The organism is Citrobacter tructae, assembly GCF_004684345.1.
Taxonomy (GTDB): Bacteria; Pseudomonadota; Gammaproteobacteria; order Enterobacterales; family Enterobacteriaceae; genus Citrobacter; species Citrobacter tructae.
Genome location: NZ_CP038469.1, coordinates 2,731,424 through 2,753,926, shown reverse-complemented (window position 1 = coordinate 2,753,926; position 22,503 = coordinate 2,731,424). Strand labels below are relative to the sequence as shown.

Sequence of the window (22,503 nt, the reverse complement as noted above, 5' to 3'; positions counted from 1 at the left end):
AGATGTCGATAAAAACCAGCGATGTTGCGTTTAAAACGCGCATTCGTCAGCAAATTGAAGATCCGATCATGCGCAAAGCCGTGGCTAACGCCCAGGAGCGCATTGGCGCGAATCGGCAAAAAATGGTCGATGAGTTAGGCCACTGGGAAGACTGGCGCGATCGTGCCAGTCAGATCCGCGACCATGTTCTGAATAACCTCGACGCTTATCTGTATCAACTCTCCGAGAAAGTGACGGAAAACGGCGGCCACGTTTATTTCGCCAAAACCAAAAAAGAGGCTACCGACTATATTCTGCAGGTAGCCCAGCGTAAAAATGCGCGCAAGGTGGTGAAGTCCAAGTCGATGGTGACCGAAGAGATCGGCGTCAATTCTGCGCTGCAGGATGCCGGTATCCAGGTGATTGAAACCGATCTGGGTGAATACATTCTCCAGTTGGATGAGGATCCGCCTTCACACGTTGTGGTCCCGGCTATCCATAAAGATCGTTACCAGATCCGTCGCGTGCTGAACGAGCGTCTGGGTTATGACGGTCCGGAAACGCCCGAGGCGATGACCTTATTCATCCGCCAGAAGATTCGCGAGGATTTCCTCAGCGCCGAAATCGGCATTACCGGCTGTAACTTCGCGGTGGCGGAAACCGGCTCGGTATGCCTGGTGACCAACGAAGGCAACGCGCGGATGTGCACCACGCTGCCAAAAACGCATATAGCGGTGATGGGCATGGAGCGTATCGCGCCGACGTTTGCCGACGTCGATGTACTGATCACCATGCTGGCGCGCAGCGCCGTGGGCGCACGCCTGACGGGCTACAACACCTGGCTGACCGGTCCACGCGAAGCGGATAACGTCGACGGCCCGGAGGAGTTCCATCTGGTGATTGTCGATAACGGTCGCTCGCAAGTGCTGGGCTCTGAATTTCGCGATGTGCTGCGCTGCATCCGCTGCGGGGCCTGTATGAACACCTGTCCGGCATACCGTCACATCGGTGGACACGGTTATGGCTCTATTTATCCTGGCCCCATTGGCGCGGTGATTTCTCCGCTGCTTGGCGGCTATAAAGATTTTAAAGACCTGCCGTATGCCTGCTCGCTATGCACGGCCTGCGACAGCGTTTGTCCGGTACAGATTCCGCTGTCAAAACTGATCCTGCGTCATCGCCGGGTGATGGCCGAGGAGGGTATTACCCCGAAAGCGGAACGACGGGCGATCAAAATGTTCGCCTATGCCAATAGCCATCCGGGGCTGTGGAAAGTCGGCATGATGGCGGGTGCCCACGCGGCGAGCTGGTTTATCAATGGCGGCAAAACGCCGCTTAAGGTTGGCGCGATTGGAGACTGGATGGAAGCGCGCGATCTTCCTGATGCTGACGGAGAGAGCTTCCGTAGCTGGTTTAAGAAACATCAGGCGCAGGAGAAAAAGAATGGATAACCGTACCGCATTTTTAAACGCCATCGCCCAGGCGCTGGGTCGCCCGCTGCGCTTTGAACCACAGGCCGAAGCCGCGCCGGTGAACAACTATGCCAACGAGCGGTTGACCGAACTCAGCCCGCAGCAGCGCTGCGATGCGTTTATCCAGTTCGCCAGCGAGGTGATGCTGGCGCAGTGCGAACTGACCAGTGAGGAACAGGTAGCGGAAGCGGCCTTACGGCTGTGCCAACAACTGGGGCATCAGCCGGTGGTGTTGAGCGGCGATAGTCGGCTGGTGGCGCTGGGTATTACCGAACGTTTACAGCAGGAATGCAACGCCGTGGTCTGGGATCCCGCCCGCGGTGCAGAGAATATTACCCTGGCCGAGCAGGCGAAAGTGGGCGTGGTGTATGCCGAGTATGGTTTAACGGAATCCGGTGGCGTGGTGCTGTTTTCCGCACCGGAGCGCGGGCGTTCAGTTAGTTTGCTGCCGGAGTCCTCCATTTTCGTATTGCGTAAAAGCACCATTCTGCCGCGCGTGGCGCAACTGTCAGACATTCTGCACCAGAAAGCGCAGGCCGGTGAGCGTATGCCATCGTGCATTAACATCATTAGCGGGCCTAGCTCGACGGCAGATATTGAACTTATCAAGGTGGTTGGAGTGCACGGTCCGGTGAAGGCGGTGTATCTGATTATTGAAGATTGTTGAGATTCATGTTGATGGCCGCTCATGCGCATTTAGCCGCGCTACGACGGCCTTTTTTTATATCTTCCCCCTGCTAACTCACCACCTCCGTAAATCTGTCTGACATGTTTCTGTGATTTGGTTAACCAATTTCATTGTTTAGGTTGACATGTAAGACCAAAAAGTAGAATTTATGCGCCATGTCGTCCGGTTTGCGGGCTTTGTATGAGAGCAATCCGGCAGTTGAATAAACGCAGTGGCTCACGGTGTTTGCGTCGGGGCCGGCAATGTGAAGAGGTTAAAAGCATGGAACAGACATGGCGCTGGTACGGTCCGAACGATCCGGTCACGTTGGCTGATGTACGTCAGGCGGGGGCGACGGGCGTTGTGACCGCATTGCACCATATCCCGAACGGGGAAGTGTGGTCAGTTGAGGAGATCCAAAAGCGCAAAGCTATTGTTGAACAGGCGGGTCTGGTGTGGTCGGTTGTCGAAAGCGTACCAATCCATGAAGACATCAAAACCCGTTCCGGCAACTATTTGCAGTGGATTGCCAACTACCAGCAAAGCCTGCGTAACCTGGCCCAGTGCGGCATTCGTACCGTGTGCTACAACTTCATGCCGGTTCTCGACTGGACGCGTACCGACCTGGAATACGTCCTGCCGGACGGTTCCAAAGCGTTGCGTTTTGACCAGATTGAATTTGCCGCCTTTGAGCTGCATATCCTTAAACGCCCGGGCGCAGAAGCGGACTACACCGTTGAGGAGGTCGCCCAGGCGAACCACCGTTTTGCCACCATGAGCGAAGAAGATAAAGCGCGCCTGACCCGCAACATCATTGCCGGTTTGCCGGGAGCAGAAGAAGGCTATACCCTCGACCAGTTCCGCCAGCATCTTGCGCGCTACAAAGATATTGATAAGGCCGCACTGCGCGAGAATTTTGCTGTCTTTTTGAAAGCGATTATTCCGGTGGCCGAAGAAGTGGGCGTGCGTATGGCGGTACACCCGGACGATCCACCGCGCCCGATCCTCGGCCTGCCGCGCATTGTTTCCACCGTGGAAGATATGCAGTGGATGGTCGATACGGTCAACAGCATGGCCAATGGCTTCACCATGTGCACTGGCTCTTATGGTGTGCGTGCGGACAACGACCTGGTCGATATGATCAAACAGTTTGGCCCGCGTATTTACTTCACCCATCTGCGCTCCACGCTGCGTGAAGACAATCCGAAAACCTTCCATGAAGCGGCGCATCTTAACGGCGACGTCGATATGTATGAAGTGGTGAAAGCGATTGTCGAAGAAGAGCAGCGCCGTAAAGCCGAAGGCAAAGAGGATTTGATCCCGATGCGCCCGGACCACGGTCACCAGATGCTTGACGACCTGAAAAAGAAAACCAACCCAGGTTACTCCGCGATTGGTCGCCTGAAAGGGCTGGCGGAAGTGCGCGGCGTTGAGATGGCTATCCAGCGCGCTTTCTTTAGCCGCTAAATCAGATTTGCCGGTCACCTCTCTGGCCGGCTTTTTTCTTTTCGGAGTTCACGATGACAACGACAATTGCCAATAGCAACCTGCCGGTTGCGCGCCCAGCTTGGGAGCATTCTCGCCTACAATCCCGCATTGTTCACCTGGGATGTGGGGCTTTTCACCGCGCGCACCAGGCGCTATACACTCATCATCTGCTGGAAACCACCGACAGTGACTGGGGCATCTGTGAAGTTAACCTGATGCCGGGTAACGACCGCGTGTTGATTGAGAATCTGAAAAAACAGCAACTGCTGTATACCGTGGCGGAAAAAGGCGCGGATAACACCGTGCTGAAAGTGATTGGCTCAATGAAAGAAGCGCTGCATCCGGAGCTTGACGGCTGTGACGGCATTTTACGCGCTATGGCGCGCCCGCAGACGGCGATTGTCTCGCTGACGGTCACGGAAAAAGGCTACTGCACTGACGCTGCCAGCGGTCAGTTAGATCTCAATAACCCGCTGATTCAACACGATCTGGCGAATCCGGAGATGCCGAAATCGGCGATTGGCTACATCGTGCAGGCGCTGCATCTGCGTCGTGAGCAGGGGTTGACGGCCTTTACCGTGATGTCCTGCGATAACGTCCGTGAAAATGGTCATGTGGCGAAAGTCGCGGTACTGGGACTGGCGCAGGCGCGCGACCCACAACTGGCGCAGTGGATTGAAACCCATGCCACTTTCCCGTGCACCATGGTGGATCGCATTGTTCCGGCGGCGACGTCAGAAACCTTACAGGAGATTGCCGACCAGTTGGGCGTGTACGATCCGTGTGCCATCGCCTGTGAGCCGTTCCGTCAGTGGGTGATTGAAGACAACTTTGTTAACGGTCGTCCTGACTGGGATAAAGTTGGCGCGCAGTTTGTGGCCGATGTGGTGCCGTTTGAAATGATGAAACTGCGTATGCTCAACGGTAGCCACTCTTTCCTCGCGTATCTGGGCTATCTTGGCGGCTATGAAACCATCGCCGATACCATGACCAACCCGGCGTATCGCCAGGCGGCGTTTGCGCTGATGATGCAGGAACAGGCACCGACGCTCGCGATGCCGGAAGGCACCGATCTCAACGCTTATGCGACGCTGCTGATCGAGCGTTTCAGTAATCCGTCCTTGCGCCACCGGACCTGGCAGATTGCGATGGATGGCAGCCAGAAGTTACCACAGCGTCTGCTGGATCCGGTGCGTTTGCATCTGCAAAACGGTAGTGACTGGCGTCACCTGGCGCTGGGTGTGGCGGGCTGGATGCGCTACACACACGGCGTGGATGAGCAGGGGCAGGTGATTGATGTTGTTGACCCGCTGCTGGCCGAATTTCAGCGTATCAATCAGCAGTATCAGGGCGCTGAACGCGTGAAGGCACTGCTGGGGCTGAGCGGTATTTTTGGTCATGACTTAGCGGAAAACAGAGACTTTGTAGCGGTGGTCATCGCCACGTATCAACAGTTGTGCGAGCAGGGCGCGCGTGAGTGCGTTGCAGCGTTAAGCGCCGACGCATAACCCCCCCGAACCATGACGGGTCAATCAAAATGTTTATTTGGTTGACCCGTTTTCTGTTTTTGGCTTGCCGCAACTGCTATAGTTCGATACCTATTCAGCGTATCTGATTACACGCATCTAACGGACATAACACTATGAAATCGAACACTTCTCAGCAAAGACCTTATCAGGAAGTGGGTGCTATGATCCGCGATCTGATTGTCCAGACGCCGTACCTGGCCGGTGAGCGTTTGCCGCCGGAGCGCGAAATTGCCGAGATGCTTAATGTCACCCGTACGGTGGTACGCGAGGCGTTAATTATGCTGGAAATTAAAGGGCTGGTGGATGTGCGCCGTGGTGCCGGGATCTACGTGCTCGACAATGCCGATGCGCAGACTATCGACAGTACGGATGCTAACCATTGCAATGATGCGGGACCGTTTGAATTGTTACAGGCGCGTCAACTGCTGGAAAGCAACATCGCTGAGTTTGCCGCCCTGCAGGCCACGCGCGAAGACATCGTTAAAATGCGGCAGGCGCTGCTGCTGGAAGAGCGGGAACTGGCCTCCAGCGAACCGAACGGCTCAGAAAGCGGTGATATGCAGTTCCACCTCGCGATTGCCGAGGCCACGCATAACAGCATGCTGGTGGAGCTATTTCGCCAGTCATGGCAGTGGCGTGAGAATAACCCGATGTGGATCCAACTTCACAGTCATCTGGACGATACCCATTACCGCAAAGAATGGATGAGCGACCATAAACAGATCCTGGCGGCCTTAATCAAAAAGGACGCCCGTGCGGCCAAGCTGGCGATGTGGCAGCATCTGGAAAACGTCAAACAGCGTCTGCTGGAGTTTTCGAATGTCGATGACCTCGACTTTGATGGCTATCTGTTTGAGTCCTGGCCGTTAGATAAGGTTAACGCCTGATTTCCACACCCCTGTCACGCGGGCCATCTTGGTCCGCGTATCGCCTTTCTTGCTGGTCCAACGACCCTTTTCATGCTCAGAATTCAGCGTAAAAATGGGTTTCCACCACCTTTGTTAACGATCTTTTTTTGCGTGGCAGTAGGGTGGAAATTGATTAACATCAATTAAAAGCGACTTATTTTTGCATGCGAAAAAATGTGTTATTTACCTTATCTTTACCTTTTCGTGCTTATTTTTAGACAAAAAAGGTTAATTTCAAGTGAGAATCGAAGTGATTTCCGTGGGGGAAAGGACGACGTATTTTTGCTTAACACCGCATAAAAACAGGCGTTTCGCGTAAAAGTAAACATTAATAACGGTGTGTAACTTATTGGCTTGGATGATGTTTTGATGGCACGCTGTCACTATCCTCTTTCATGCCGAACTTTTTAATCAAATGAGTAAGAATGAGTATGCGTAACGCTAAGCTTACACATTATTCTATAATAATGTTGTCTTTCACTTGAAATAATGTTCCATTTTTAATCTCTGTTATTAACAGTTTCATTACTATTGTTGCTGTATTTTGCCGTTGACATGTTTTTACACTGACTGCATATTTCATCGCCATAAGCGTGCGATTGCGTTCAGGAGTTGAAAATGCCTTCCCGAGATTATCCAGATATTCGAAAACCCAGAGGGAGCCGATCGAAAGATATGGTTCTTTTAAGCGCCCGTGTCGATACCGCTTTGTGGGAATATGTACGAACGTTGGCATTTGAAACACGAAAAAGTAAACAAGATATTATTGCTGAAGCATTAATGTTACACCGCTCTGTTAATGAGAGTGAAAGTCTCGAGTAATTACTCTCTGTCTGGGTTTTATTTAAAACCCAAAAATGAAATATGTCTTGCCACTTCATTATTACCTCCATCGGTATTTTTTGGTGTGTTATTGGTATTGCCCCTTAATTTATAGGGGACTTTTTTATGCTGGTATTCTGCCTGCATAACAAAGTTGATAGCAAAATTCACAATTAAAAGTGAGTAAAAAAATGAAAAAGACAGCAGTGGCATTAACCGTGATGGCATTAGGGGTAACGTCCGTTCATGCAGCGGAAATTTATAACAAAGATGGCAATAAACTGGATCTGTACGGCAAAGTCAAAGCGGTTCATTCCTGGACTGACGGCACCGACGCCGACGGTACCTATGCGCGCCTGGGTTTTCGTGGTGAGACACAAATCAACGATCAACTGACCGGTTATGGCCAATTTGAAAGTCAGTTTGATGCCTCTAAAGCAGAAGGTTCTCAGAATGGCGTTAATACACGTCTGGCGTTTGCTGGTCTGGATTATGGTCATGACATCAGTTTTGATTACGGTCGTAACTATGGTATCGCTTACGACGTGGGAGCTTACACTGATACTCTCTCAGAGTTCGGCGGCGACTCCTATGAAAGTACTGACCGCTTCCTTACTACACGCACTTCTGGCGTCGCAACACTTCGCACCAAAAATTTGTTTGGTGCCGTTGATGGTTTGAACGTTGGTGCGCAATATCAGGGCCAGGATGACACCAACTCTGACCCGGCGAAACAGCACGGCAATGGCTACGGCTTCTCTCTGGGCTATGACAACATCGCGGATTCTGGCGTGTCTGCCATTGCTGCCTATACAAACAGCTCAGTGACAGCGAAGCAAAAACAAAGCGGTTGGGACGGTGAAAACGCAGAATTCTGGGGGGCGGGACTGAAGTATGACGCCAACGCTATTTATGTTGCGACCCTGTACGGTGAATCCCACAACCTGATCCAGGATGCGAATAAAGCACAGCACTTTGAAGCCATGGCGGCGTATGTGTTTGATTTTGGTCTGCGTCCGAATGTGGCTTACGTCCACACACGTGATAACGACAATACTGACCTGACCGAGTACGTGGCGCTGGGTACCGATTACTACTTCAACAAAAACATCGTGGCGGATGTAGGTTACAAGTTTAACCTGCTCAATGGTAAAGACGGTGACAACGAAGTGGTTGCTGGGCTGACCTACCAGTTCTAACTTTTTGTTATATTATGAAAAAGGCGTCTTTAGTCAGACGCCTTTTTTACGTGCAGTCGATAGTTATAATCATTTTTCAATGTACGTATTCAACCTGACAACGTTATTCACTCACGGATTATGTTTTAAGCCGTGACAGGTATTTTCCCGGATATATTTTTGCTGTTTAAGATTATATTCTTTTGGCGGTGATGAATCGTTGTTTGTATAATTGTGCGGCACTAATCAGTGCGGCGAAAAGCAGTGCCGCCGCGCCACACAGCGTGGCGTTGACGATGGCAGCTGCGCCGCTTCCCAGCAGGCTGGTCAATAGCGGCCCGAGAATTTGCCCGATACCGTAAGTCAGTGTGACCAAACCCAGTAAATTAATATTTCGCGGTACGCTGAGCTGGCGAGCGAGTGGCATCACCAGCGAGGTGGTCCCCATAAACGTCGCGCCAAAACCGATACTGCTGAGAACCAGCAGGAACAACGAGTTGCTGGCGAGCGTTAACACCACGCAGGCGCTCTGGATCAGCAGATTGGCCGTCAGGCATTGCAGGACTCCCCAGCGTTTGGCCGCCCATAACCAGCCGAAACATCCCGGAATAATCGCCACGCCAACCAGCGACCACAGGTGCGCGGTCAGCAGTGGCGATCCGGCGCTCTTCGCCATCAGCGGCAGGTAGGTGGCGACAATGATGTAGCCAAAACCGGCCAGCCCGTAAAGCAGCGTCAGCAGCCACCATGACATGGGCTGATGTGCGGTTTGTGCCAGCGGTGCGGCGGGCAGAGCGCGGTCGCGAGAAGGGAGCAGCATGGCCAGCAACAGGAACAGCAGGCCAGAGATGGCGCTGGCGCCCAGCCATAGCGTGTGCGATGACAGCGCATGGTGTAAACCGGCGATGACATATTCATTGCCGAGAAAAATACCGGCACCCACGCCGGAGAACAGGGCTGCAATCACAAACGGGTGACGGGTGTGGTGCAGAACAACCATCGAACCAAAGATCATCATTCCGGCGCTGGCGACGCCCGCCAGAAAACGGATCAGCATTACTAACATGGGATGGATAAAGAGCGCCATCGCCAGGATAAGCCCGGTTGTCGCGATCGCAGAGGTTAGCAGCATCGGGCGTAGGAGTGAGGGCTGGTGGAACAGGCCGAAGGAAAAGAGCAGGCTGCCCGCCAGATACCCGGCGTAGTTGGCGCTGGCAATCCACGAAAGCTGGTCAAACGTAAATTGACCTTCCGACAGCAGTACCGGCAGCATTGGGGTATACAGAAAGCGCCCAATCCCCATGCCCAGCGTTAAGACCAGCAGGCCAAACAGCGCCACGCGGATGGAATGATGATTTGAACCAGGACTTCCCTGAGGCATGCGAACACTCACTTCATGCTGTTATGTTGATATTTGTTATATTACATATGCAAATGATAATGAAAAGTTAAATAATCAAAGATTTGCCATCAGAGGATTTTCTTCAAATCCATCTCTTCCTGGATACGTTCACTCCAGGCGATATGGGTGCGGATCGCTTCTTCAATACCCGCGTTGTAAAACGCAGGCCCCAGTTTTTCGATAATAAAATCAATAAAGAACTCGGCATCGAACTGCTCAAGATCGAGATCAAAGTGGTCGCTACAATAGGTTTCCAGTTCATTGCGCAGACGATCGCGCTCCGCTGGGGACAAGGTGATTTCAGTCATTTTTCTCCTTAAAAATTCGACAGCGTCAGCAGGGACGGAATTTGCGACAACAGATATAACACCAGCCCGATTGAACCACCAACCAGCGTGCCGTTGACGCGAATAAACTGCAAATCTTTGCCGATGTTGAGCTCAATTTGCTGTGACATATCCCGTGCATCCCAGCTTTTCACCGTGTCGCTGATGTGGCGCGTCAGGAAAGCGGCGAACTCCGGCGCGACCTTTTGCGCGGCCTGCTCCAGATGCTCATTCAGCGAAGCGCGCAGGGCACCGTCGGCAACCAACGTTTCGCCAAACCACTGCCCGGCGCTGGCGATGCGTTGTTTCACGCGGGAATCGTCGGCGTTAATGTCGGTTTTCACCCACTGGCGCAGGTCTGCCCACAGTTCGCCGAGGTAACGGTTAAAGGCTTCGTCCTCTTTCAGGTAACTTTTGAGACTTTCCGCGCGCACGGCCATCTCCGGATCGTGTTTGAGTTTGTCGATCAAGTTCAACGTGGCGCGATCGAAGGCGTGGCGGATCTGATGTGCCCGATCATGGCTGATGTCATCCAACAAGGAGTTGACCGCATCAGAGACCAGCTCGGCGCTATGTTCACCCAGCCATTCAGTCGGCAGGATCTTCGCTTTGAGTGGGTGCTCTGTCTCCAGCCAGCGCACGATCTGCTGGGCAATAAACGCCCGCGAGCTGTCGCGCTGCAACAGGGCGATCAGTTGCGTAATTAGCGTGTCGAGCAATACCTGGTGGCGATTATTTTTGGTCATGCTTTCCAGCATTAACGCGCTGGAGCCGGAGAGATCAACTTTATCGATGGCCTTGTGCACCGCGCGTTTGATCAGCCGCTGGATGCGGGCATCGTCGGTCAGTTCCAGAAAGCCGCTCATGATTTGCAGCAGATGCTGGCCGATGCGCTGAGCATTCTCCGGCTGGCAGAACCAGTTCCCGATCAGCAGCGCCGGTTCATGACGACGGATCAGTGCCACCAGGGATTGGGTATCGAGGAATTTCTCCTGCACAAACTGACCAAGATTTTCGCCGATTCTGTCTTTATTACGCGGGATAATCGCCGTATGGCGCGAGATAAAGGGGATCGGCACCCGGCGAAAAAGCGCGACCACGGCAAACCAGTCCGCCAGCGCGCCGACCATCGCCGCTTCGGCAATCGCTTTGATCCCGAGTACCCAGAAGCTGGGCGGCAAAAACAGCGTGATGACGAACGTAGCGGCAGCGATCAGCAGCAGAGAGAGCGCCAGTCGCTTGGCGCGTTTGAGTTCAGCAATTTTATTCATAGACTTAAGGATAGAGCCAGACGGGGGGATCGCGCAAAAATTGTGGCGCGTCTCCCATTTTTAGGCGAGAAGCGTTTATCCGGGGATCCAGTTATCCCACGCGGGCAAGGGACCGAGTTCTGCGACCAGAAAATCGATAAACGATCGCACCTTCGGATTGCTGTACTTGCTGGGAAAATACAGCGCATACAGGGCGTGAGTTTCACAGGTGATGGTGCCGTCGAGCATCAGCGGCGTTATCTCCTCTTTTTGAATATGATCGCCAATCAGATAGGTGGGTAAATATGCCACCCCCTGATCTTCTAACACCGACTTCAATAGTACCAGGCTGCTGTTGGCCTGGATCGGCATATGCAGTTTCAACTGGTGCAGACGATCCTGCTCATCTGCCACTTTCAACATTGGCGTAAGGCCGGGGTAAACCAGGCAATCATGATTCACCAGGTCGCTGCGACGCTGGGGCATGCCTTTTTTAGCGAGGTAGCCGGGCGACGCGCAGTAAGCCCAGCGGATGGGCACCAGCTTGCGCATTGCATAGTTCTGTGGCGGTGCGGTGGAGATACGCAGGGCGATGTCGAAGTCCGTTTCGTTTAGATTGACGAAGTTATCGTTGAGATCAATGTACAAATTCACATCAGGAAACTGAGCGCGATATTTATCCACCAGGTTTACCAGCCGCGAATAACCAAAAGCAATGGAACAGGTAATGCGTAATTCGCCCTGCGGGCTGTGGTAATAACCTGATGTGGTATTCAGAGTTTCATCAAATTCTGCTAGTAACTTATTGGCACGGTTAAATAAATATTGCCCGGCATCGGTCAGGGTAATACTGCGGGTGGTGCGTTTAATTAATGTCGTCCCTAGCGTATCTTCCATTGCCGCTAGGCTTTTGCTGACCGCTGAAGGCGAGACGTTGAGCTGCGCTGCGGCTTCCGATAACCCTCCGCAGTCGACGATTTTGACGAAAAACTCCAGGTGCTTGAGTGAAATCGGCGTGCTCATAGTTTCCTTTGATTCACAAGTGATTTGCAAAAACGGTACGAATAGGCCGTTACATTCGCGTTTTAAACATGCAACTATTGAATCACAGGAAACAACTCGCTAGCAAAATGAAAAAATAACAACTTAAGTGAGTTACGTCACAAAATATAAGGAGGCACCGCGAAAACTCATCAAATTGTGAATTTAATCTCATTTAATATTATTTAAAATTAAAAGGTACCGATTATGTGGTCACGACTCGAACCCTACAGATCGTCGATTATTTTATTATTTGCTCTGGTGATTGGCGGCTTATTAGGTATTTATGCCCCATCGTTTGCTAGTACACTCCAGCCAATAGGTCAGATTTTTCTAAACCTGTTATTCATGATCATTGTGCCGCTGGTGGGGATCAGCGTTATGTCTTCCATCGCCAGTATGACCGACCTGAAAAGGTTGGGCCGCATTATGGCGATTATCTTCATTGTTTCGATCGCGATGGCCTTTATTCCTGCCGCCGGGATTGTGGCACTGGCGCTATGGTATAACCCGGCGCAGGGCGTCACTATCGATCTCTCGCAGTCCGTGCAGGCGGGCAGCGGTAAGATGGATTTTGTCAGCATGATCACTACCAGTGACTTTATCGGGCTGTTCTCTAAGTCCAATATTCTGGCCCTGATCGTGATGGCGATTATTGCTGGTGTGGCGATTGGGCAATCGGATCAGGCGGGTAAACGCATTGCATCACTGTTGGAAGATGCCAATACCGTGATCATGAAGATTGTCTCAATCATTATGAAAGTGGCGCCGGTTGGCCTTGGCTGCTATTTCGCCGCCACCATGGCCAGCCAGGATTCAGCTCTGCTGTTAACTTTTGCCCGCGCCATCGGCCTGTTTATGGTCGCCACGCTGGTCTACTTTGTTTTCGGATCCATTCTCTATTCGTATATTGGCGGTGGTGTTCCGGCGGTCAGGGCGTTCTGGCGTAATGCGATTGAACCTTCAGCCACCGCGTTGGGGACCTGTTCTTCACTGGGGACGCTACCTGTAACCCTGCGCGCCGGTAAGGCGATGGGGATTAACCCAGAAATCGTTGATGTGTCCATTCCGCTGTTGGTTAACCTGAACAAAGGCGGCGTGGCGATGATTGCCGCGCTGAAAATCGTCTTTATCTATTCCGTGCTCGGCATGGAGTTCACCACCGAGACATTCTTCCTGACGATGCTGATTGCGGTGCTCTCCGCCATTATCGTCGGCGGTGTACCGGGTGGGGCGTTCCTCGGTGAGATCTTTATCGTGACGACGCTCGGCCTGCCGATGGAAGCCATTCCGATGCTGGTGGTGTTGGGCACGATTACCGATGCGCCAGCCACGCTGATTAACGTAATTCACGATTTGAATGCGGCACAGATTGTCGAACGGTTCGCTGGAAAAAAGCAGACCAACGCTGAACTGAATTCTACTGCCGCCGTTGTATAGATTAAGAAACAGGAGATGTTATGAAAGACGCAATGAAGCTTGAGACACAATTGGTGGTTGCGGGTCGCGACAAACGTTACACCCAGGGCGCGGTGAATCCGGTTATCCAACGGGCCTCTTCGTTGGTGTTTGATACCGTGAAGGACAAGAAATTTGCCACCGCCAATCGTGCAAATGGCGAACTGTTTTACGGTCGTCGCGGCACTTACACGCACTTTGCTTTTCAGAAGGCCATGAGTGAGTTGGAAGGCGGTGTGGGCTGCGCGCTGTACCCGTGCGGTGCAGCAGCGGTCACCAATGCGATTCTGGCGTTTGTCCAAAGCGGCGATCATATCCTGATGACTGGAGCGGCCTATGAACCAACTCAGGATTTTTGTAATAAGATCCTGAGTAAATTCAACGTTGAAACTACCTATTACGATCCGCTGATTGGCGCGGGTATTGTCGATCTTCTGCGCCCTGAGACGAAAGTGGTGTTCCTGGAATCTCCCAGTTCAATCACCATGGAAGTGCAGGACGTGCCGGGAATGGTGAAGGTGATCCGCGCGGTGAACCCAGAGATCGTCATCATGATCGACAACACCTGGGCGGCAGGCGTGCTGTTTAAAGCGCTGGACTTTGGCGTGGATATTTCTATTCAGGCAGGCACGAAATACACCATTGGGCATTCCGATGGTATGTTGGGGACGGCGGTTTCCAACGCCCGTTGTTGGGATCGCCTTCGTGAGAACTCCTATCTGATGGGGCAAACGCTAGATGCCGACACGGCTTATAACGGCAGCCGTGGGCTGCGTACACTGGCGGTGCGTCTTAAACAGCATCAGGAAAGCAGCATCCATATTGCCCGCTGGCTGTCGGCAAGGCCGGAAGTGGCGCGGGTGAACCATCCGGCATTACCGGAGTGTCCGGGACACGAATATTTTCAGCGTGACTTTGCCGGCAGCTCGGGCCTGTTCTCGTTTGTTCTGAAAAAGCGACTGACTGACGAGCAGATGGCGGATTTCCTCGATAACTTCTCGCTATTCCACATGGCCTATTCGTGGGGCGGATTCGAGTCGCTCATTCTGGCTAACCAGCCGGAAGAGCTGAACAGTATTCGCCCGGCCGGGGATGTCGATTTCAGCGGCACGCTGGTCAGAGTGCATATTGGCCTTGAGGATATTGGCGACCTGATTGCCGATCTGGAAGCGGGATTTGCACGCATCGCGTAACGTACAGTGATAAATGCCGGATGCAGTGTTTGCACTGCATCCGGCAGATTTAGTTCTCGGTGGCTAACGCTGTTGCCTCATGCTGACGCACTCGCTTCAATAATCCGGCCAGCGTGAACACCACGGCAATACCCGCCACGACCGCCAGCAGGTGAAACGAAAGCCTGCCGCCGTTAAACCACAGCCAGCGTCCGACTTCGACCGAAACCGCCATTACTGTCAGGATCACCATGTTTAGCGACGCGGAGACCGTACCTTTCGGCAAGTTGTTAGAAAACAACGTAAAACGGAATAGCGTCGGGAAGATCATCCCGATGCCAAACGCATACAGGCTGGTCCCCAGCACCGACCACAGCCACACATGCGGCCACAGTAAATTACCGCCAATCAGTACCGCCAGTCCGCTCAGTTGAATGGGGGCAGCGCGCCAGATAAAGCGTGGCTTCGTTGGATCCTTCACAAAACGCACGACCACCATATTGGCGACGATCACTGCGCCAAACACCGGAGCCTGCGCCCAGGCAAACTGCGATGTGGTCATGCCGCCAGCATCAATCAGGATCACCGGTGAGACCGCTACCCAACTCATCATCGGGATATAGCTTAACGACAGCGTGGCTGCGCCAAACAGGAAAACCCGGTTGCGGAAAACGTCGCGAAAATCACGCAGTACGCTGCGCGCGCTGAATGGCACCGCGCTGCGCTGGACGGTTTCCGGCATTGCCAGCAGCAGGCCAACAAAGGCGATAAGCCCCATGGCGGCAATAATGGCAAACAGAATCTTCCAGTGGACAAAGTGCATCAGCGCCGCCCCGGAGAGCGGGCCGATCACCGGGGCAACCAGCACAATGGAGGTGATAATCGCCATCAGCTTGATGGCTTTTGTCTGACCAAATGCCTCCTGTACCGTGACATAGCCCACAGTGGCGATAAAGCAGATGCTGGTGCCCTGAACGAAACGCGCAACCAGAAATTGTGTCATCGAAGTGGTGAACAACGTAGCCGCGCAGGCGAGTGTAAAGATTAACGCCCCTGCGATCAGCACTGGTCGGCGGCCAATCCGGTCGGAAAGCGGGCCTAACAACCATTGCAACGCCATCCCGCCTGCCAGATAAAGGCTGACCGCAGCCGGTGCCAGGCTTACATCGGCGTTGAAATCGCGCACGACATTGATGATGCCGGGCTGGATCAAGTCCGTCGACAGATAGGCGGCGAAATCGTACAGAATCAGCGCGATGGGGAAAAATAGCGTCGTGGCGCGTTGGGAGAAAAACGCGAAAATCCGTTGCATAAAACAGCTCCTTGTCGGGAGAAAACCCTCAACGGGAATAGCGAAATTCAATACCGTCTTTGAGACGTCAGACCGATGACAGAAAAAAAGCAGACTGCAAATGTACTGAATTTCATGTAATCAAAAACGCTGCCTGCGCGAGGCGCAAACAGGAGAAACGTTCTCAGACTCAGGTCAGAAAACGTAACGATTACAGGTAATCATCAGCACATCGCACCTCGGGAATAATAAGTTGAACGGATAATAGTCATCCGCAGTGTAATGCGGACTGGATATTAATTAAACGAGTTTATCCTCTTTATTTGTAGAAAATCACCACGCTTAACAAAGAGTAAGGCTCTGCATAAACCGCAGCGCGATCGCAATGCCGAAGACGATCAGCACGCCACCGGCGATACGCTCGATCCAAAGGATCCCTTTGGTAAGCCGCTGTTGGATCTGCGGTAAACCGATGAACATCACAATCAGCAGATCCCAGAATAGCACCACGCTGGACATCCAGATCCCGCTCACGGCTTGTTGCAGCAATGTCACCGACGGGCCGAGCAGGGCGGTCATCAGCGCCAGATAAAACAGCGCATTTTTAGGGTTGAGTAGTGACGAACCTAACCCCAGTAATAGCTGTTTGCCAAATGCTGGACAAGTGGACTGGGCGTCTGCTCTGGTCAGGGTTTGCGGGCGACTGCGGATCAGCAGGCTGCCAATCCACAATAGATAGAGTGCACCCAGCAGCTCAATGACTGTGAACAGCAGGGGAAGCTGGCGCAGGATCCCCCAACCGATAATAGCCAGCAGAATATACAGCCCATTGCCGATGGCGATACCCACGCACAGCCCGGCGCTGCCGCGCATTCGGTAGCGTACGGCGTAACCGACCAGTAAAAAGAAGTCCGGCCCGGGGCTAAGCAGTGCAACAAAATGCGCCAGTGCCAACGCGGGAAAAGCAGACGAAAAAAGTAAAGAAAGCAGTGACATAGCGACCTCAGAGAATGAACCTGCGATCACCCTACGCCTGACATAACGCTATTTATTGTCTGATATTGATCGTCCCAACGCGTACTGACGCGGTGTGGCTGCGGTGTAGCGGACAAAGGTGCGGTGGAAATGGCTCTGATCGGCAAACCCACTCTGGTAGCCGACATCGGCAATCTCATCCCCGGCACGAAGCCGCCTGCGGGCATAATCAATCCGCATGATGTTCAGGTAACTTGCCGGCGTGAGTCCGGTGTCCTGTTTAAAGGTACGGATCAGCGTTTCTTTACGCATGCGGCACTCTTGCGCCAGATCTTCCAGCGAGGGCGGAGCCAGCAGGTTGGTCTGCAACTGTTCACGCAGATACTGACTGGCGGTGCTCATGTTTTTTTGTCTTACCGACTGCAAGGGCAACGCGCGCAGCAATGCTTGTGTGGCATCAGTTATCTGCGTCGTTTGCCGTTGCTGCATAAGCGCCACGAGGTTCACATAGCGCAGGAATAATTGCGGATCGCGAATAACGGGATCGTGCGAGCAAAGCTGCTGATTGCTGCTCAGCGCAGGCAGATGGGCAAGACACCACTGGGCATCAAGATAGAGCATGTGGTAGCTACGAAACTGCTCGTTAGCGGGGTTGCAGCTGTGAGGTGCCAGTGGTGGGATCACGATGAGATCGCCCACTTTCAGGTGGTAATCCTTGCCATCGCACAAGCAGCACGTTTCACCCTCAAGAATCGCCCCAATCGAGAGCTGAGAGTGGTGATGACGCTTATAGGCCTGCTGACTCCGCCAAGTGCTGCGCAGCTCCAGCCATGGGAGTTGTTCATCACGCCAGAACGATTGTGGAATATCCCGGGTGTGCATCACATCGTGTCCTTGCTGAAAGTGATGGTTTGTTATAGCACAGGTAGCAAGATGAAAAAGCGGGAATGTGTATTGAGGTAATGCTAAACAATCCACTCAATACGCCGATTTACTCCATCGCCACTTTTACCGCGTCCCCGAGTTTTTGCATCACTTCTCGATGTTTCTCGTTGGGTGGCAGCGCGCAGTTGATGCGCACACAGTTGCGATATTTTCCGGATGCGGAGAACAGCGATCCCGGTGCGACCTGTATTTTCAGCCGACAGAGTTGTTTAGCTACGCAGACCATATCGACCTGCAATGGCAGTTCGACCCAAAGCATAAAACCGCCTTTTGGTCGGGTGACGCAGATCCCGCAGGGGAAGTATTCGCGTACCCAGCAAGTGTAGATTTCCATATTTCGCTGGTAAATCTGACGCATACGCCGGACATGGCGATGATAGTGGCCCTCGCGCACAAAGGTTGCCGCTGCCAACTGCGTGGCAGGAACGTTGGTGCCGATAACGGCGTATTTTTTATGCAGAAGTTTGTCATGGTAGCGGCCAGGAACAACCCAACCCACGCGCAGGCCCGGCGCTACGGATTTGGTAAACGAACTGCACAACAGTACCCGACCGTCGATATCCCAGGAGTGGATGGTGCGCGGGCGCGGGTATTCTGTTGCCAGCTCGCCATACACATCGTCTTCAAAAATAACAATATCGTGGCGCTGAGCGAGGGCGAGGACCGCCCGCTTACGTGCATCCGGCATAATAAATCCGAGGGGATTATTGCAGTTGGGGACCAGGATCACGCCTTTAATGGGCCACTGATCCAGCGCCAGTTCCAACGCCTCAACACTGATGCCGGTATCCGGATCGGTTGGGATCTCAATAACCTTAATCCCTAAACCGCGCAGTAGCTGCATCGTACCGTAGTAGGCGGGCGATTCTACGGCGACGATATCTCCTGGCTGGCAGACCGTCAGTAGCGCCAGCGACATTCCGCTCTGGCTGCCGCTGGTGATTACGATATCATCCGCAGCTACTACCGAGCCGCCGTCCAGCATCAGACGGGCAATCTGATTACGCAGTTCGCGGCATCCAGCCAGTTCGTCGTAGCCCAGCACCGCTCCTAAATTGTGCTGCACTACGCGGCTTAATTCGCGCCAGAGTGGTTTCAGGCTGGGTTGATTGATATCGGGGACGCCGCTACTGAAAGGAATTATCGATTTGTCTGCATGACCTGCCAACATGTCCAGCACCTGATCCCACTGGGTTATCTCTACCGGACGCTGGACCGGGCGCGACATCAGTGGTACGGGCGGCTGCGCTTTTTGCGGCGCGACAAAGTAACCGGAACGTGGCTGCGGGGTGATCAGCTGCCGCTGTTCCAGCATCTGATACGCCTGCTGTACGGTACTGATACTCACCCCGTGTTCCTGGCTCAGGCTGCGCACCGACGGCAGTTTTTCACCATGGCGATACAGCCCCTGCTCAATGCGTTCGGCCAGTAGTGTGGCCAGATGTTGGTAACGCGTCATGCTGTATCCCTCATTGTTGCCATACAGATGGATAAACCAATACAGAACGATGGAAAAAACCGTATGCAGATACTGTTTTAATCAATCTGTATGTTAAATAAAAGTACTTTTTGAATCTGTATTGTCTGGCGGTAAATCCGCGAAGATAAAGCCTCTGGCAAGGCGGGGAGGCAAAGTATGGAATTTCACGAGAATAAAGCAAAACAGCCGTTTATTGGTTTGCTGCAGATCTGGCAGGCGATAAAACGCTGGCATCTGCGGGCGCAAACGCGGCGTATATTGCAGCAGATGAGCGACGAGCGGCTGCGGGATGTCGGGCTGCGACGCGATCAGGTGGAATAATTTTTCTTTCGATGACAAAGGCCGGTGGTTATCGCCCTGGCCTTTTTTATATTCACGATATTTATCAATTCATGCTTCTGGTTAGTTCGTTTCTTGATACTTACCATGATAAGTATTATTTTCTTTTCAGCGATGAGGGGAAAATAAGATGACTGAAGATGAATTGTTTGCCCGCCGACCGATGGGGATGCGCATGGCAATGGTGGTGCGCCAGTGGCGGGCTATTATTGATGCTGCCATCACTGATACTGGCCTGACGCAGTCAAGCTGGACGGTACTGATGCAGTTGTATCAACTGGGAGACAACGTTTCGGTCAGTGAACTGGCACAAATGCAGGGCATTGAACTGCCGCCGCTGATGCGCACCCTCTCGCAGCTGGAAAAGCAGGGGTATCTGCTGCGTTCCACATCGCCTTATGACAAACGCATCCGCCTGCTAACGCTGACCGAGCAAGGCCGCTTAAGGCTTGAAGAACTTAACCGGGTGATTGAGACATACCAACATCGCGTCACCTGCACCATTCCTGAAGCGGAGCTTGCCTCTTTCAGCGCGACCTTAAATCAACTCGCCTGCAATTTGCGGACAATCCGCGAAGAAGACAATCAACACTAAAAAACTATGATGACCCCAGAACAAAAATTTGCCCGTTGGGTAAGGGTGAGTATTGCCGCTTTCCTGGTAGTATTTGCTTGGTTTATCGTTGCCGATATCTGGATCCCGCTGACGCCGGACTCCACGGTGATGCGCGTGGTAACGCCCGTTTCCTCACGCGTATCCGGATACGTCTCGCAGGTGCATGTACACAATAATAGCCAGGTGAAGAAGGGCGATTTGCTGTACGAACTGGATCCGACGCCGTTTTTCAATAAGGTCGAGGCCGCGCAAATCGCCCTTGAGCAGGCGAGGCTGAGCAACCAACAGCTGGATGCGCAGATCTCCTCTGCGCGCGCCAACCTGCGCACCGCGCAATTCAACGCCCATAACGATAAGACCACCCTTGATCGCTATCAGCGCCTGAGTGCCATGCAGAACGTGTCGCAATCCGATCTCGACAAGGTGCGTACCGCCTGGCAGACCAGCGAGCAGTCGGTGGCGGCGCTCAATGCCAGTATTCAGAACCTGCTGATTCAGCGCGGTGAGCGCGATGACAAGCGTAACGTGACGCTGCAAAAATACCGTAACGCGCTGGAAGAGGCGCAACTGAACCTCGGCTGGAGCAAAGTGTATGCAGAGACCAACGGCACGGTGAGCAACCTTCAGCTTAGCCCCGGACTTTACGCGACCGCCGCCACGCCGCTGCTGGCGCTGGTCAGCAATCAGACCGATATCGTGGCTGATTTTCGCGAGAAAAGCCTGCGCCACACTCGCGTGGATACCGATGCCGCCGTGGTTTTCGACGCTATGCCGGGCAAGGTTTTCTCTGCCCGTGTCACCAGCAGTGATGCCGGTATTCTGGCGGGCCAGGAACAGGTCAACGGCCAGCTGTCGCAACCGGAACAGTCCACCCGTTGGGTGCGCGATGCCCAGCGTATGCGCATTCACGTAGCGCTGAACCAACCGCTCGACACGCCGTTACCGACCGGGGCACGCGCCACGGTACAGCTGTATAACAGCGAGGGGATGTTCGCCCGCACCTTTGCGGGGGCGCAGATCCACCTCGTTAGCTGGCTTCATTATGTCTATTAACACTCTGGCCCACGTCTTTACACCGCACGGGAATATTGTCTACACCGCCAATGATTTTCGCCAGACCCTGCGTATTTCCGTTGCCGGGACAATCGCGCTGAGTATATCGACCTTCTACAACGTGCAGTACGGCGTGTTTTTTGTGGTTTATCCGCTGATGCTGCTGTCGCTGGTGCCGGTGTTCAACCGCCATGTGGCAAAACAGTTCGTGTTCAGCGCAGCGGTGAACTGTGTTGAAATGGTGCTGATCGTCGGTTATCTGTCGCAGTGGCCGCTGATTATGACGCTGGTGGTGTTCGGCCTGTACGTGATGCGTTTTCGTTTTATGAGCAAAGGGCCGCTGTTTCTGCTCGGTTCGATGGGCGTGGTGTGCCAGAGCACGATGCTCAACTTTATGAGCTATCCCACCACCAACTGGCATACGCTGATGTTCTCCAATATGGAGGCCTGCGTAATGGCGGTGGCGCTGAGCGCGCTGCTGAATTATCTGATCCCGGACGTAGAACCCCGCCAGCCGCCGCCGCGCATTGAGAAAGATGCCGCCCGGGTCCGCCATGAGTCGCTGCTTTCCGGTACGGTGGCGACGATGATTTTTGTGATCTTCCAGATCTGTGATTTGAGTGATTCGCTGTCGGCGCTGATGGCGGGCATTTTGATCCTGTTTCCGATGCACTACCGCGGCGCGGTGATCAGTTCTCTCTGGCGCGTGGTCGGCGTGGTGCTGGCCTGCCTGTATATTCTGCTGGTGCAGCTGCTTATCTATGATTTCAGCAACCATATGGTGTTGATGATGCCGCTGATTGGCCTCGGGCTGGCGTTCAGCGCCCGCCTGCACGTAATGGAAAAAGTCGGCGCAGGCGTGGGCTTTGCCAGTATCACCACCATCGGCATTATGTTTGGCCAGAACCTGCACCCGGATCAGGACCTGGTATTCAGCGATCTGTACCGCATCACCTCCGTCACCGTCGCGCTGGTGGCAACGCTGACGATGGTATTTCTGGTGCACCGGGTTTTGAACTGCTTTGCCGCGACGCGGTTTGTGATTACGGAGTGAGTGGGGAGTGAGTGACGGATGGCGGCTGCGCCTTTCCGGCCTATGGGAAGCGGAATTA

Annotated in this window: 21 protein-coding genes; 13 read left to right on the top strand and 8 right to left on the bottom strand. The window is 53.3% G+C overall.

Features of this window, described 5'->3' with window-relative positions; translation table 11 throughout:
• Nucleotides 1-2: 2 nt before the first annotated feature.
• The 7 genes from E4Z61_RS13930 to E4Z61_RS13900 all read left to right on the top strand — a co-directional run bounded on the left by E4Z61_RS13930 (nt 3) and on the right by E4Z61_RS13900 (nt 8,064).
• Nucleotides 3-1,430: a LutB/LldF family L-lactate oxidation iron-sulfur protein gene (locus E4Z61_RS13930; RefSeq protein ID WP_135323290.1), complete on the top strand. Its 1,428-nt coding sequence runs from the start codon at nt 3-5 to the stop codon at nt 1,428-1,430.
• Nucleotides 1,423-2,118, top strand: a complete 696-nt coding sequence (locus E4Z61_RS13925; protein ID WP_135323289.1) for a LutC/YkgG family protein — start codon at nt 1,423-1,425, stop codon at nt 2,116-2,118. Before E4Z61_RS13930 ends, E4Z61_RS13925 begins: the two co-directional genes overlap by 8 nt.
• A gap of 282 nt (nt 2,119-2,400) precedes the next feature.
• Complete coding sequence (gene uxuA, locus E4Z61_RS13920) at nt 2,401-3,585, top strand: mannonate dehydratase (protein ID WP_135323288.1); 1,185 nt, start codon at nt 2,401-2,403, stop codon at nt 3,583-3,585.
• 53 nt (nt 3,586-3,638) lie between these two features.
• On the top strand, nt 3,639-5,114 hold the full coding sequence (locus E4Z61_RS13915) for a fructuronate reductase (RefSeq protein ID WP_135323287.1): 1,476 nt from the start codon (nt 3,639-3,641) through the stop codon (nt 5,112-5,114).
• Nucleotides 5,115-5,248: 134 nt separating this feature from the next.
• The gene (gene uxuR / locus E4Z61_RS13910) at nt 5,249-6,022 is read left to right on the top strand and encodes a Uxu operon transcriptional regulator (RefSeq protein WP_135323286.1); all 774 of its coding nucleotides are present in this window, start codon (nt 5,249-5,251) and stop codon (nt 6,020-6,022) included.
• 639 nt (nt 6,023-6,661) lie between these two features.
• Nucleotides 6,662-6,865: a hypothetical protein gene (locus E4Z61_RS13905; RefSeq protein ID WP_135323285.1), complete on the top strand. Its 204-nt coding sequence runs from the start codon at nt 6,662-6,664 to the stop codon at nt 6,863-6,865.
• Between the two features lie 191 nt (nt 6,866-7,056).
• Nucleotides 7,057-8,064 (top strand): porin, encoded by a 1,008-nt coding sequence (locus E4Z61_RS13900; RefSeq protein ID WP_135323284.1) that lies wholly within the window; start codon nt 7,057-7,059, stop codon nt 8,062-8,064.
• A gap of 172 nt (nt 8,065-8,236) precedes the next feature.
• On the opposite strand, the gene E4Z61_RS13895 is transcribed toward E4Z61_RS13900, so the two are convergent.
• The 4 genes from E4Z61_RS13895 to E4Z61_RS13880 all read right to left on the bottom strand — a co-directional run bounded on the left by E4Z61_RS13895 (nt 8,237) and on the right by E4Z61_RS13880 (nt 12,044).
• Complete coding sequence (locus tag E4Z61_RS13895) at nt 8,237-9,424, bottom strand: MFS transporter (RefSeq protein WP_135323283.1); 1,188 nt, start codon at nt 9,422-9,424, stop codon at nt 8,237-8,239.
• A gap of 89 nt (nt 9,425-9,513) precedes the next feature.
• A complete protein-coding gene (locus tag E4Z61_RS13890) occupies nt 9,514-9,753 on the bottom strand; it encodes a DUF2164 domain-containing protein (RefSeq protein WP_135323282.1) in 240 nt (79 codons plus the stop codon).
• 8 nt (nt 9,754-9,761) lie between these two features.
• Nucleotides 9,762-11,042: a DUF445 domain-containing protein gene (locus E4Z61_RS13885; protein WP_135323281.1), complete on the bottom strand. Its 1,281-nt coding sequence runs from the start codon at nt 11,040-11,042 to the stop codon at nt 9,762-9,764.
• A 75-nt stretch (nt 11,043-11,117) separates the two neighbouring features.
• Nucleotides 11,118-12,044 (bottom strand): LysR family transcriptional regulator, encoded by a 927-nt coding sequence (locus tag E4Z61_RS13880; RefSeq protein ID WP_135323280.1) that lies wholly within the window; start codon nt 12,042-12,044, stop codon nt 11,118-11,120.
• Nucleotides 12,045-12,269: 225 nt separating this feature from the next.
• On the opposite strand from E4Z61_RS13880, the gene E4Z61_RS13875 reads away from it, so the two are divergent.
• Together E4Z61_RS13875 and metC are read left to right on the top strand one after the other, a co-directional pair.
• The gene (locus E4Z61_RS13875; protein WP_135323279.1) at nt 12,270-13,502 is read left to right on the top strand and encodes a dicarboxylate/amino acid:cation symporter; all 1,233 of its coding nucleotides are present in this window, start codon (nt 12,270-12,272) and stop codon (nt 13,500-13,502) included.
• A 20-nt stretch (nt 13,503-13,522) separates the two neighbouring features.
• Nucleotides 13,523-14,713, top strand: coding sequence for a cystathionine beta-lyase (metC, locus tag E4Z61_RS13870; protein WP_135323278.1), 1,191 nt, complete (start codon nt 13,523-13,525; stop codon nt 14,711-14,713).
• 49 nt (nt 14,714-14,762) lie between these two features.
• On the opposite strand, the gene mdtM is transcribed toward metC, so the two are convergent.
• The 4 genes from mdtM to E4Z61_RS13850 all read right to left on the bottom strand — a co-directional run bounded on the left by mdtM (nt 14,763) and on the right by E4Z61_RS13850 (nt 19,362).
• Entirely contained in the window at nt 14,763-16,004 is a 1,242-nt protein-coding gene (mdtM, locus tag E4Z61_RS13865) for a multidrug efflux MFS transporter MdtM (protein WP_135323277.1), read from the bottom strand.
• A gap of 321 nt (nt 16,005-16,325) precedes the next feature.
• The gene (locus tag E4Z61_RS13860) at nt 16,326-16,979 is read right to left on the bottom strand and encodes a LysE family translocator (protein WP_135323276.1); all 654 of its coding nucleotides are present in this window, start codon (nt 16,977-16,979) and stop codon (nt 16,326-16,328) included.
• Nucleotides 16,980-17,027: 48 nt separating this feature from the next.
• Entirely contained in the window at nt 17,028-17,843 is an 816-nt protein-coding gene (locus E4Z61_RS13855; RefSeq protein WP_135323275.1) for a helix-turn-helix transcriptional regulator, read from the bottom strand.
• 106 nt (nt 17,844-17,949) lie between these two features.
• Nucleotides 17,950-19,362 carry an aminotransferase-like domain-containing protein gene (locus tag E4Z61_RS13850; protein WP_135323274.1) on the bottom strand — a complete coding sequence of 471 codons (1,413 nt, stop codon included), beginning with the start codon at nt 19,360-19,362 and terminating at the stop codon, nt 17,950-17,952.
• A gap of 177 nt (nt 19,363-19,539) precedes the next feature.
• Here E4Z61_RS13850 and E4Z61_RS13845 point away from each other — a divergent pair, with 177 nt between their 5' ends.
• The 4 genes from E4Z61_RS13845 to E4Z61_RS13830 all read left to right on the top strand — a co-directional run bounded on the left by E4Z61_RS13845 (nt 19,540) and on the right by E4Z61_RS13830 (nt 22,445).
• A complete protein-coding gene (locus E4Z61_RS13845) occupies nt 19,540-19,704 on the top strand; it encodes a DUF1127 domain-containing protein (RefSeq protein WP_135323273.1) in 165 nt (54 codons plus the stop codon).
• A gap of 148 nt (nt 19,705-19,852) precedes the next feature.
• Nucleotides 19,853-20,317, top strand: a complete 465-nt coding sequence (locus E4Z61_RS13840) for a MarR family winged helix-turn-helix transcriptional regulator (RefSeq protein ID WP_135323272.1) — start codon at nt 19,853-19,855, stop codon at nt 20,315-20,317.
• 6 nt (nt 20,318-20,323) lie between these two features.
• Nucleotides 20,324-21,391, top strand: a complete 1,068-nt coding sequence (locus tag E4Z61_RS13835; RefSeq protein WP_135323271.1) for an HlyD family secretion protein — start codon at nt 20,324-20,326, stop codon at nt 21,389-21,391.
• Complete coding sequence (locus E4Z61_RS13830; protein WP_135323270.1) at nt 21,381-22,445, top strand: DUF2955 domain-containing protein; 1,065 nt, start codon at nt 21,381-21,383, stop codon at nt 22,443-22,445. Before E4Z61_RS13835 ends, E4Z61_RS13830 begins: the two co-directional genes overlap by 11 nt.
• Nucleotides 22,446-22,503 lie beyond the last annotated feature (58 nt).